Consider the following 11,301-nt stretch of genomic DNA (forward strand, 5'->3'; position numbering starts at 1 on the left):
ACTTGGTTTTTCATTTTTCAAATACGCTTTATTAAGATTTTATCCAAGCTAAAAGTCACCAGTAAAAAATGAGTTATGAGTAAACAAACAAAATTTAATCGCGACGACGTGATCGAAAAAGCCAAAAATCTCTATTGGGAAAAAGGCTATCACGCAACGTCCATGAGAAACCTGCAAGACGTCATAGATATGCGCCCCGGTAGCATTTATGCGGCTTTTGGCAGCAAAGAAAATTTGTTTAAAGAAGCACTCAATCGTTATGCACAAGAAGGTGCTGATCAGCTTGCCAACAGTATGGCACAAGAAGAAACAGCCCTAGGCGGTTTGAAACGGTTTGTTCGCAATGTGACGCTGTGCAACAAAGACACTGTCCCCAGTGGCATGTGCATGATAGTCAAAAGTGTCGCGGAACTAACACAGGACGACAATCCAGATTTACTTGCCTGTGCAACGGCTATTTTAGAAAGTGTGGAAAGCTCTTTTGCACTTATCTTCCAACAAGCGATCGATAATGGAGAAATCAGCAAAGATAAAAAACCAGCTGAATTAGCTCGTTATTTACAGATTCAAATCATGGGTTTAAAAACCTATGTGCAAGCAACCAACAATTTAGAAGCCATTGAAACGCTGATCGATGATGTATTTGCAGGGCTGAGTTAACGCGTCAACGTATTGCCTAGCATTTCCCTTTGTAGACTAGCACTTCAATTTATGACTCATCATTTCAACTTACAACCAATGCCCGCACCGAACGGGCATCACAAGGACAAACACCATGAAAGATAAAATCAAACTGGATATTGTGTCTGATATCGTGTGCCCATGGTGCATCGTAGGTTACAAACATTTAGAAGCCGCCATTGATGAATTAGGCCTGCAAGATAGAGTTGAAATCGAATGGCAACCGTTCGAACTGAATCCAGATATGCCAGCACAAGGCGAGAACTTACGTGCTCATGTATTACGTAAATATGGCGCGACACGTGAAGACAGTGACAAAGCCCGCGCGAACATCAGTGGCTTTGGTGCTGAATATGGCTTTAAATTCGATTACTTTGAAGAAATGAAGATGGTGAACACTCGTGATGCACATCTACTCTTAGATTTCGCCCATGAGCAAGGTTTGCAGCATGAACTAAAACAGCGCTTGTTCTCAGCTTTTTTCACCGAACACAAAGACGTCTCAAATCGTGAGGTTCTATTAGAAGAAGCCAAAACCGTTGGTTTAGATTCTGACGCCGCGGCACTTGCATTGGATGATTCAGAACGCCGAAGTCATGTTGCGAATCAAGAAGTTCATTGGCAACAGCAAGGTATTTCGGGCGTACCCACTGTTATTTTCAACCACAGTAGCGCAATGACAGGTGCTCACCCACAAAGTAGCTACAAAGACGTGTTGAAAGAATTAGCCGGACTGTAAATATCTTAAGAAGACGCAACCATTGCGAGCGTCTTCTCCATTTTCCTGTAACTTAATGATTCCATTAAATGGGCACGAGTCACTGGAGAGTCGTTTAAATCTGCCAAGGTTAATGCCACTTTTAATACTCGATGATAAGCTCGAGCAGAGAGCTTTAAGGTTTCTAACGCTTGCTGCATGAACTGCTTATCTTCTTCGCTTAATGCACAAATATTTTCTAACTGCCGTCCACTCAACAAAGCGTTTTGCACACCTTGACGTACTCTTTGCCTTGCTACCGCCGTTTCCACTCGTTGACGAATATAGGCACTGCACTCGCCTTCTTCTTGTGCGTTTACTAGGACATTTGATGGCAAAGGTGGCACTTCCACATGTAAGTCGATTCGATCTAAAAAAGGCGCTGATAGTTTTTTAAGATACTTTTGGCTGGCGCTTGATTGATAATAGTCTTGTCCACCAGTGTAAGCTTCATTACTGGCGTTCATGGCAGCAACTAGCTGAAATCGAGCCGGAAACGTCACTTGTCCACGCGCTCTAGAAATATGTACTTCTCCGTTTTCTAATGGCTCTCTTAATACTTCTAAAACCTTACGATCAAATTCTGGCAGTTCATCGAGGAACAAAACACCACAATGCGCCAAAGATGCTTCGCCTGGCTTAGGAATCGATCCACCACCTGTAAGAAACATAACTAAGTGATAATATAAATCAAATTCTACAGGTATTTAATAATGAGCAAGCCTTTTTACACGTCTGAAGCACGAAAGATAGGTATCACCAATAGAAGTGTTTCTGGAGTCGTACCAGATATTGGCTCTTATGAATCAACTCTAGAGCGTGATTTCATGGAAAGACTGCGATTTGAGTCTAACTTTGAAAAAATTATTCCTCAGCCAATTACTATCCAGTATGAAAATAGTAAACAAGAATCAAGATCCTATACTCCAGATGGTTTACTGCACTTCCAGCATGATTGTTACATCAGGCCAATTTTGTATGAAATTAAATATCGAGAAGACCTTAAAAACTTATGGAAAGAGTTGCTCCCGAAATTCAGAGCAGCTAAGCGGTTCGCTACCTCGCGTGGGTGGACATTCAAAGTGTTTACTGAAATAGAAATTAGAACGCCATTTTTAAACAATGCTAAATTCCTTTGGCCATATAAAAACACTGTTATCGAAACAGAAATGGAAACTCATATCCTGTCAGTACTGAGAGACTTACAGGAAGCTGACCCAGATTTACTACTCACCGCTCTCTGCAGCTCACCTTATAACAGAGCGAAAATGATTCCTATAATTTGGACTCTCATTGCGAACCGAAAGATTGACTGTGATTTAGATCAACCACTCACCATGAACAATAGAATTTGGGTTAAGGAGATACTATGAAAACCATCCAACCAGGACAATTAATCTATTGGAAAGGAAGTGCCGCGATTGTTCTTGAATTTAAAGGTTTTCAAGAGCTAATTGTCCGTCTAATAGAATCAGGCAGCACTGATATAGCGCCACTTCGTGAAGTATCTTTACGTTTACCATCGGATAAGAACCAACCCAGTAGTGCCCATTTAGTAGCTGAAGACAAAGAATGGAACAAAGCACTAGAGCGATATGAAATAATTAAACCCCTTCTTTCCATCCGGCATAAAAACGCAGAGCAAGTTCTACAGGTAGCAAAAAAGCACAGCAAAGGTATTGCAACAATCTATCGTTGGATTAAACAATTTGAAGAAACTGGCCTTGTTTCTTCTTTGCTTCGTCAGAAAAGATCAGATAGCGGAGAGACAAAATTAGACAAGGAGGTAGAAGAATTAATCGAAGCATTAATTCAAAATGAATATCTTCAAGAAGAAAGAAAATCTATAACAAAGGTATTTACTTTAATTAAAGCAGAATGCAAAAATCTTGATCTTCCTGTACCTCATCAAAATACCGTATATTCAAGAATACAAAACATCGAAGATAAAGAAGCTCTAAAAAGACGACTAGGAGCGAAAGCATCTAAACAAAAATACACACCTACAACGGGTAGCTTTCCAGGAGCCGATTATCCGAATGCCGTCGTTCAAATTGACCACACCCCTGTAGATTTAGTCATTGTAGACGAACTTCATCGACTGCCTATAGGCCGCCCTTACCTAACTATAGCCATCGATGTCGCAACTAAAATGATCAGTGGATTTAAGATGACTCTCGATCCTCCAGGATCGTCTTCAGCAGGCTTGTGCATAGGAAACGCAATACTGCCAAAAGACAATTGGCTTGCGAAACAAGATATTGAAGTTGAATGGCCTATTTATGGAAAAATGCAAAAAATACACGTAGATAATGCAAAAGAGTTTCACGGAAATATGTTAAAACGAGCCTGCCAACAGCATGGAATAATTTTAGAATTCAGACCTAAAGGACAGCCTAACTACGGCCCTCATGTTGAAAGAGCATTTCGTACATTTATGCAAGAAACACATACTATCCCTGGAACAACATTTTCTAATGTAAAAGAAAAATTAAATTACAATTCTGAAGGTAAAGCGGTAATGACACTTTCAGAGCTAGAACTTTGGTTTACTGTATTCCTTGTGTACTGCTATCACCATAGACCACATAGAGGAATCAATAAGATCCCCCCTATTAATCTTTATATGGAGTGCATTTTTGGAGATAAGGACAAACCTGGTATTGGTTTACCAGCACCTATAGAAGATGAAGAGACGTTACGGTTGGATTTTACACCTTACATTGAAAGAACAATTCAACGACAAGGCGTTGAAATTGATTATGTGCACTACTACTCAGATGCGCTGAGAAAATGGATTGGGGCTGTTGATGAAGTTGACTCTAAAAAAACGAGAAAATTCATTTTCGCTAGAGACCCTAGAGATATTAGTACTATTTACTTTTTCGACCCTGATACAGAAAGGTATATTCCAGTTCCGTATTTAAACACTACTCGCCCTTCTATTAGTTTATGGGAATTAAAAGCCGTTAAGAAAAGGTTAATAGAAGAAAATGATGCCTATGTTATCGATGAAGAAACCATCTTTCGAGGCATTAACAGAATGAGAGAGATTGAAGCACAAGCTATTGAGAAAACGCGCCTATCCAAGCAGCAAAGAGCTACTGAAAAAAGAAAACGCCGCATGGCCGAAAGACGTAATAATTGGGCAGTAGAGCATAAAGAAACCACTCATAGGGTTGAAGTACTGCCTACAGAGACTACCGATGAAGAGGAATTTATTGATGATATACAGCCTTTCAATGATGTCGAACTTTATTAACGAGAGTATGTAATGAATGATTTTCCGCACTTACATCCTAGTTGCGCTAAAAAAATGAATCTCTCGACGGAAGAGCGTCTAATAGAAATTTCTTCACCAAGGTGGATTGGTTACCCAAAGGCACACCAAATCTTACAAAAATTTGAAGATTTACTTCGTCATCCCAAAATAGCTAGGATGCCAAATTTAATGGTTGTGGGTAGAACAAATAATGGCAAGACCGATTTAATTCAAAGGTTTTGCCAATCTCACTTGCCTGATCCTAATGCTGATGGCGGAAGAATTATTGCGCCTGTTATGTATATTCAAGCACCACCATCTCCTAATGAAGCAGATCTGTATGCAACTATTTTATCTTCTTTATATGAACGGGTTCCCTCTGCTTCCACTTCTGCAAAAAGAACAAGGACAATCCAAGTACTCAAAGATATTGGGGTGAAAGTACTTTGCATTGATGAATTGCATAATTCTTTGGCTGGATCGACACTTAAACGACAACACTTCTTGAATGCTATTAAAAATCTGGGAAACGAACTACGAATTTCTTTTATAGCATGTGGAACTGAAGACATATTAAGAGCAATAAGTATTGATCCTCAAATACAAAACCGCTTCCAGCCAATTCTTTTACCTAAATGGAAATTTGATCAAGATTACAGACAGCTTTTAAGAACATTCGAGGCAGTACTTCCTTTAAAAGAGCCTTCAAACTTACATTCAGGATTACTTGGTCGAAAGATTTACGCCACTTCAGAAGGGAGTATTGGTGAGCTTTCTTTACTTTTAAATCAAGCTGCTACGTTTGCTTTAAAATCTGGAGAGGAGAAAATAACTACTGACACTATATCAAGTTGTGGTTATACGCCTCCAAGTGATCGATCTAGAGAAGCTAGCCGGAATATCTAGCGATGCTATTACCAATGCACCCTCAACCATTTGAAGATGAGCTACTATCATCTTGGGTAACTCGCATAGCATTAGAAAATGGACTGTATACCCATGCGCTATACAAGAGCTGTCTTGGATTAGATTCTTCCATTTTCATTAGAGATATCGACAAGCTTTTTGTACCAAGCTTAATTGATAGTTTAGAAGAAAAAACAGGGCTTGCTTCTGAAAAAATTAAAAACCTAATGTTAACAGGCTTCGAAGGTCGCATTACTGAGAAAGTAATTATCAACAGCTCTTCACGCTGGATATTACCTTTAGGTATTTATCATAGAACTAGAAAAAATAAAGGCATCGTATACTGTCCACGATGCTTTTCTGAAAGCCCTACCAAGTACTATAAGCGCATTTGGAGACTATCTTTTGTCGTGATGTGTGAGAAACATAATTGCCTACTAAGAGACTGTTGCCCTCATTGTGGTAGTATCATCGATTATCAGCGTATGGGGATTGGAAAAGCAAAGTTCGAAACGCCAGCTAATGACCTTGGACTATGCAGTTCATGTACACTCCCCTTATGGACCAACTGTAACACTGAAATTTCTCCTGAGCATACAGACTTAATCAGTGCATATTTATCATTTCTAAAAGCGTTTACTTTAAGTCAGCCTTGCTTGCCACTCTTAAAGCAACCAATGGAATTACAAGAATTTAATGGGTTGTGGATTTTAATCAGCTCCATACTAAGAAAGCGTTATTTTAATAGCGGAGTTAGAGCTAATATCCTGAAGTTTACTGGAATAGACATTAATTCAAGTACAGGTGCACATGTAAGTTTTGACCAACGACCTATAGAAGAAAGACTTAAAATTTTATTAGCTAGCTTTTGGATTTTAGATAAGTGGCCCGATAGACTTATTCAGTTAGCTAACGACACTCTCTATTCACAATCTACCTTTCAAGATCTTTCAGAATCTCCACCATATTGGCTAAATACAGTAATCCATAGATATCTCGATAAGACAGTATATACAGCCACAGATGATGAACTATTGAGTATCCAACATTATTTAATGACACACTCAATCGTTCCTACAACAAAGACCATTGCTCTTTTTGCCAATATGCATAACGGAACTTGTCGGGATAAATTGAAAACACTCGAATAGTTAAGTTATTGCTTCAAAAACTAAAAAAATCAATTCAAGAGGTTCTTGGGTTGACAAATCTGTAGTACTCTCATAAACATAGCTAATTGATAATAGTTTTTTGTGAGGAAGTACATTGTTTGAATCAAAGAAATTGAAGAAGCTAACCGGTATTTGGCGTGTCGACGGCATCAGTTCTATCAAGCTAAGTGAAAAATATGTTCCACAAATTTTTATTTCTTTATCTAAGATAAAAAGTGAAGGTGTACATTCTCCGCTAAAGCTTGGACAACTCACTAGAGAACAAACATGGATACTAGAGCCTCTGAATCGACTCTCTGAATTTCTAATTGGTTCTTGCTGGGAAGATGGTAAAAGAATAAATAGGCCTTCTCCTTTTGAAAAAAAGTACGTTATCGACACATCAAAAATCAGGATATTAAAGCCCAATGAAGGGATAACTATTGATGGCACCTCATTTGACTCAATACTTCCTCCAATGGCTATTGATCTTCGATTTAAGAACATAAAGCGCATTGAAAATGAGTCATTTTATGCAATTGTTCCAGTTCTTGATGATCCATTAACAAAATTTTTAGTAGTTCCATGCAGTGAACTATATCGCTTCTACATAGGTGTAAGTGATCGTTTTACAAATAAAGTATTAACAAATGATACTCAAAACTATTTTTCTTGGGAAAATCCGTACATAAGAATAAAAAGACCGCTAAATAGACTTGAACAGTTCGTTGCATATCGTGGAAACTGGGATGAACAAGGAAAAGATTGGTTTTCGATGCCATCCAATTATATCAAGTCCGTTCAAATCAATAATGCATCGATGAAAGACGACAACAATCTACAGCCATTAGCACTGAAAGCCACCTTCCCATTTAAAGGTATATCTACCTTAACAATCGCGGGCAAGCCCTTTAAATATGAAGCCGGCGATAAAGTTATATGGTCTATATTTGCTGCCAACATAATCCATTGCGATAAAAAAGTTGATTTTGAAACAAAAGTTCTTGCTGACCCGTATTCTAAAGATCCTCAAGCATGGACACCGGAAGCCGGAGACGCAAATGATTTAATTGAAAACCCATTTGACGATGAATATGATTTATCAGAAACAGATGAGCCATCTAACATCCTTCCTGGTAATGTTGCGATGCTGAATTCCAGTAACCGCTTTTCTGCCATGGCAAATATGAACTTTAAGCATTACCTCACAAATGAAACAAACGACCCTGTATATGCAGGCGATTCAACAACCGAGTCTAACCTATACTCTTACGAAGATATGGTCACCGATGGCTCCGATGAACATAAACTCCAAAAAAATGAATTTGATTCTCATATAAACCATGTAGATAGGAAGCTATCTGATTTCATAAAAATGGTTTCTCACCTGAGATCTAAGAACGCTCACAGAAATTGGGAAGTAGTCACTAGAGCGGCGGCTAACTCAATACTAGAACAACATGGTGAAGTTATTACTACATTTCTCCATAGTCGTAATAGAAGACACTCTTGGCAGTTAGTCGATGATGACGGCACTAGTCGATTAAGACAAATAGCTTGGGTAGAAATTGCTATAAACGAAGAAGCGTTCATATATCTTGCAGAAATGGAGCTGAAAGGATCAGAGACTGGGCGTAGTACGCTCTGTATTTTTAAGAACGGCTTTGAGTACATGCCAGAGAAAGATTTTAAAATTTTCTTAGAAATAACGGCACGTCAAAATCGCTGGCCTAAAGCTAATCATAAATGGAGAAACACGGCTGCTAAAATCAGTGCTGAAGAGTATTTTCAAAATTACACGCACTCATCCTTAACTCATCCTGAATATCTTTCCACGTCAGACACGCTTTCAGAGACAGAATTATCTACATGGGCAAATAATTTAACGAGTAATCTTAGGTCAATATTAAGGCGTTATATTGTAACTTAAAAACAGGAGCAAAACTCAGACGATGTTTCTTAAAAGGTGTAATAGGCGATACGATCAATGTAATCTAGAAACTGTTTGCAAATCTAGCTTTTTATTGTTCGTTTCTTTACGTCTTTCCACGCCCCGATAGCCTGAATCCGCTGAGACAAATGACTCTTCTCCATGTATGAGTTCTGGCGGCGAATTAAGATCGTTTACATTCGCAGCTTTTGTCGTAATGCTGTGAACCAATCCTCGTTTCACATCGATAAAAATATTTGCTTTCAGGCTGAATAAACATTGTTTCCCCTACTGCATTTGAGGGTCTTGTGTTTTAGGCCGAGCTAACCGCTTCAATGATGGTTGAAATAAGGTACTTAAAGCTGGACCATATTAATTACTAACAATGAATCACCACTACAGAGCTAGACGCTCCACTTAGCTACTTCTTATGTAATGACAAAACATCTGCTGAAATTATTAAGCTGCTAGAGAAACTATCAGATGCAGGTAGACTGGATATCTTAGAAATCATCCAAAAGGCTTTATTTGAAGAACTCAATAATCAAGTGCTTATTTGCAAGTCAGATCGATCTTTTCTCTTCATTAGCAAAGTAAGCACTTATGAGATCATCAAACTAAGCTACTACAATATGCTTTTTCTTGAACTCAGAAGGATCGTACTGAATTGCAAAAGGACGAAGCTCTCTGAAAATGGCTTGGGCAAGAGCTTCTACTTCGTCTGTAAGCACCTTCAACGCTTCAACCTTGTCGTCATTATCAAAGATTTTCCTTGTCCCGTCTGGAACATTAAGTGTATTGCGATAAGCTTCAGAAGCACTAAGCATTGATAAATGAAAACGTAGCTGCTCGACTAACCCTAATCGTGCGTAACTCGGAATTTGCAATGCATCACCCCTCATATGATATGCAATAGCCGCTAAGTCAAAGCTTGATAGCTACTCGATTCTTGTAATCAGGCATATCAGCAACCAAATTTTTCATAAGTCTAATAACGCACTTTAAATTTCCAGAGCAGGAACTGTCCTTATCGTTCACCAGCTTAATATGTTTAAAAGGGTAATTTAGAATGAATTCATGGTCACCTTTATTGTAAATCTTTACCCCTCTGTCGTACTCAAGCTGAGTTCTTTGATAAGAAATAGTGTCGAACCATACCGCTGGAACAATATCGACCTTTCTTTGAAGACTGCCTCCCTCCATAGAAATTGACTTATTGTTTCTAGAATCAACATCAACAGCGGGAAAGTTAACTGGAAGAATGATTTCGGATTTTTTGCGTACATCTCGCACAATATCTAGTAGTGGTCGAGAGTCTTTTGCTAGAACATAAGCTCCTTGATAGACAATTGGGAGCTCTATACTTATTGGATTTCGAACAAGAATTAGCATATCCACGTCAGAGTGTCCTTTGATGTGAATATCAAGTGCGACAGATCCTTGGATTCGCTTAATTACATCCTCTCCTCTTGCATTAAGGCTTTTTATTAAGCTGTCCGCTACTCGCTCACCTTCAGTTATAGATTTTGTAGTGTACTTCTTATCTACAGCAGCCATGGCGCCAACAGTATATTTAACACCAGCTTATTCATTAAGTCTTTCATATGACTCGCGCTCTCTAACATCAGAGCCTTTTTGAATTGCTTGATTTGCCGAAAATGACTCCATCGCCTCGTGAATGGCACGCTCTCGTGAACCTTGACGACGCGCTTTAAGAGAGTTAAGTCGTGAGTTAAAATCAATCATGCTGTTTTCCTCAATATCATGGCCCCAAAAGTACGTCGTCCTGCACTGTTGAAATACGACGCTTTTGCAGTAGTTAACTCTCTATTAAATTCAATTTCACAATAGCCACGATGAGGATTAAGTTCATGAAGATCCTCAACTTCAGGCTCGTTATGATAGCTGTATGTAAGTCTCCACCCCCAGTTGGACCATGTCTCTGAGATAGGATAGCAGTGTAACTATCACTTTGACTGTTTGGTGTTTTAAGGTGTATAGCCATCTGCTTCCAGTTTTGCTCTATCCCAATTTCAGCATTCCAGTTGAATTTGGTGGAACCATCTTCATCAAGAGTCTTTCCCTGAACTTCCCAAACTCCTGTCAAATTAGCAATTTTGAAAAAGGGTATTTTCCAAGCATATTTATTGAAAAACCAATGCAATAGAAAATACGCTGCGCCGGTTGTGATAGTTGCTTTTAAGAAAGCCTCAACTCCTGAAAGAGAAGCACCCCAAGACGCTAATTGAGATATTCCCCCTGCAACTACTATCGAGCAAACACCGAGCCAACGACCAATATTCACTCTGTCGTGTCCAAAAACCCCGTAATCGTGCAAATGTCACCTCCAAACTAACCCAATATCCGTCTCAAACAACCTGTATATACAGACAATAAAACAATAGAACAATAGAACAAAAAACACGATATGTGGTATTTATTTCAACTCATTGACATATCAAAAGTAGGGCCTAAAAAGTCTAGTTCAATGGTTATGTGGGGGCATTTCTATGTGCTACATTCAAACTACCATTCATAACTGCTTTGGTTTATATGCCAAAACGGGGAATGACATTCGAAGTGTAATAAATTGATTTATGAAAGGACTGGAACA

At 38.8% G+C, this 11,301-nt stretch carries 13 protein-coding genes and 1 pseudogene; 7 read left to right on the plus strand and 7 right to left on the minus strand.

Features of this window, described 5'->3' with window-relative positions:
- Positions 1 to 75 precede the first annotated feature (75 nt).
- Both AC0L3Y_RS02765 and AC0L3Y_RS02770 read left to right on the plus strand, forming a co-directional pair.
- Entirely contained in the window at positions 76 to 660 is a 585-nt protein-coding gene (locus tag AC0L3Y_RS02765) for a TetR/AcrR family transcriptional regulator (RefSeq protein WP_473468472.1), read from the plus strand.
- Positions 661 to 775: 115 nt separating this feature from the next.
- Positions 776 to 1,420 (plus strand): DsbA family oxidoreductase, encoded by a 645-nt coding sequence (locus AC0L3Y_RS02770; protein ID WP_473468475.1) that lies wholly within the window; start codon positions 776 to 778, stop codon positions 1,418 to 1,420.
- Positions 1,421 to 1,425: 5 nt separating this feature from the next.
- Here the strand turns inward: AC0L3Y_RS02770 and AC0L3Y_RS02775 are convergent, their stop codons facing one another.
- On the minus strand, positions 1,426 to 2,109 hold the full coding sequence (locus AC0L3Y_RS02775) for an ATP-binding protein (RefSeq protein ID WP_473468479.1): 684 nt from the start codon (positions 2,107 to 2,109) through the stop codon (positions 1,426 to 1,428).
- A gap of 42 nt (positions 2,110 to 2,151) precedes the next feature.
- Here AC0L3Y_RS02775 and AC0L3Y_RS02780 point away from each other — a divergent pair, with 42 nt between their 5' ends.
- The 5 genes from AC0L3Y_RS02780 (at position 2,152) to AC0L3Y_RS02800 (ending at position 8,687) form a co-directional block, all read left to right on the plus strand.
- Positions 2,152 to 2,811, plus strand: coding sequence for a TnsA endonuclease N-terminal domain-containing protein (locus tag AC0L3Y_RS02780; protein ID WP_473468482.1), 660 nt, complete (start codon positions 2,152 to 2,154; stop codon positions 2,809 to 2,811).
- Positions 2,808 to 4,700, plus strand: a complete 1,893-nt coding sequence (locus AC0L3Y_RS02785; RefSeq protein ID WP_473468485.1) for a transposase — start codon at positions 2,808 to 2,810, stop codon at positions 4,698 to 4,700. Before AC0L3Y_RS02780 ends, AC0L3Y_RS02785 begins: the two co-directional genes overlap by 4 nt.
- A gap of 12 nt (positions 4,701 to 4,712) precedes the next feature.
- Positions 4,713 to 5,606, plus strand: coding sequence for a TniB family NTP-binding protein (locus tag AC0L3Y_RS02790; RefSeq protein WP_473468488.1), 894 nt, complete (start codon positions 4,713 to 4,715; stop codon positions 5,604 to 5,606).
- 2 nt (positions 5,607 to 5,608) lie between these two features.
- On the plus strand, positions 5,609 to 6,757 hold the full coding sequence (locus AC0L3Y_RS02795; protein WP_473468491.1) for a TniQ family protein: 1,149 nt from the start codon (positions 5,609 to 5,611) through the stop codon (positions 6,755 to 6,757).
- 115 nt (positions 6,758 to 6,872) lie between these two features.
- Positions 6,873 to 8,687 carry a hypothetical protein gene (locus tag AC0L3Y_RS02800; protein WP_473468494.1) on the plus strand — a complete coding sequence of 605 codons (1,815 nt, stop codon included), beginning with the start codon at positions 6,873 to 6,875 and terminating at the stop codon, positions 8,685 to 8,687.
- Positions 8,688 to 8,741: 54 nt separating this feature from the next.
- Here the strand turns inward: AC0L3Y_RS02800 and AC0L3Y_RS02805 are convergent, their stop codons facing one another.
- The 6 genes and pseudogenes from AC0L3Y_RS02805 to AC0L3Y_RS02830 form a co-directional block, all read right to left on the minus strand.
- Positions 8,742 to 8,954: a transposase gene (locus tag AC0L3Y_RS02805; RefSeq protein ID WP_473470576.1), complete on the minus strand. Its 213-nt coding sequence runs from the start codon at positions 8,952 to 8,954 to the stop codon at positions 8,742 to 8,744.
- 350 nt (positions 8,955 to 9,304) lie between these two features.
- Positions 9,305 to 9,574, minus strand: coding sequence for a hypothetical protein (locus AC0L3Y_RS02810; RefSeq protein WP_473468496.1), 270 nt, complete (start codon positions 9,572 to 9,574; stop codon positions 9,305 to 9,307).
- Positions 9,575 to 9,611: 37 nt separating this feature from the next.
- Positions 9,612 to 10,244 (minus strand): nucleotidyltransferase family protein, encoded by a 633-nt coding sequence (locus AC0L3Y_RS02815; protein WP_473468498.1) that lies wholly within the window; start codon positions 10,242 to 10,244, stop codon positions 9,612 to 9,614.
- Between the two features lie 27 nt (positions 10,245 to 10,271).
- Positions 10,272 to 10,433: a hypothetical protein gene (locus AC0L3Y_RS02820; protein WP_473468500.1), complete on the minus strand. Its 162-nt coding sequence runs from the start codon at positions 10,431 to 10,433 to the stop codon at positions 10,272 to 10,274.
- Positions 10,430 to 10,636, minus strand: coding sequence for a Cap15 family cyclic dinucleotide receptor domain-containing protein (locus tag AC0L3Y_RS02825; RefSeq protein WP_473470577.1), 207 nt, complete (start codon positions 10,634 to 10,636; stop codon positions 10,430 to 10,432). Before AC0L3Y_RS02825 ends, AC0L3Y_RS02820 begins: the two co-directional genes overlap by 4 nt.
- Positions 10,637 to 10,638: 2 nt before the next feature.
- Positions 10,639 to 10,992, minus strand: a pseudogene (locus AC0L3Y_RS02830) (Cap15 family cyclic dinucleotide receptor domain-containing protein); the annotation flags it as partial.
- Between the last annotated feature and the right edge of the window lie 309 nt (positions 10,993 to 11,301).

The organism is Marinomonas sp. GJ51-14 (assembly GCF_055808695.1).

Bases quoted from the DNA above. Each gene is read 5' to 3' on its own strand.
- AC0L3Y_RS02765 (WP_473468472.1), top strand. From the start codon at position 76: ATGAGTAAACAAACAAAATTTAATCGCGACGACGTGATCGAAAAAGCC.
- AC0L3Y_RS02770 (WP_473468475.1), top strand. From the start codon at position 776: ATGAAAGATAAAATCAAACTGGATATTGTGTCTGATATCGTGTGCCCA.
- AC0L3Y_RS02775 (WP_473468479.1), bottom strand. From the start codon at position 2,109: ATGTTTCTTACAGGTGGTGGATCGATTCCTAAGCCAGGCGAAGCATCT.
- AC0L3Y_RS02780 (WP_473468482.1), top strand. From the start codon at position 2,152: ATGAGCAAGCCTTTTTACACGTCTGAAGCACGAAAGATAGGTATCACC.
- AC0L3Y_RS02785 (WP_473468485.1), top strand. From the start codon at position 2,808: ATGAAAACCATCCAACCAGGACAATTAATCTATTGGAAAGGAAGTGCC.
- AC0L3Y_RS02790 (WP_473468488.1), top strand. From the start codon at position 4,713: ATGAATGATTTTCCGCACTTACATCCTAGTTGCGCTAAAAAAATGAAT.
- AC0L3Y_RS02795 (WP_473468491.1), top strand. From the start codon at position 5,609: ATGCTATTACCAATGCACCCTCAACCATTTGAAGATGAGCTACTATCA.
- AC0L3Y_RS02815 (WP_473468498.1), bottom strand. From the start codon at position 10,244: ATGGCTGCTGTAGATAAGAAGTACACTACAAAATCTATAACTGAAGGT.
- AC0L3Y_RS02820 (WP_473468500.1), bottom strand. From the start codon at position 10,433: ATGATTGATTTTAACTCACGACTTAACTCTCTTAAAGCGCGTCGTCAA.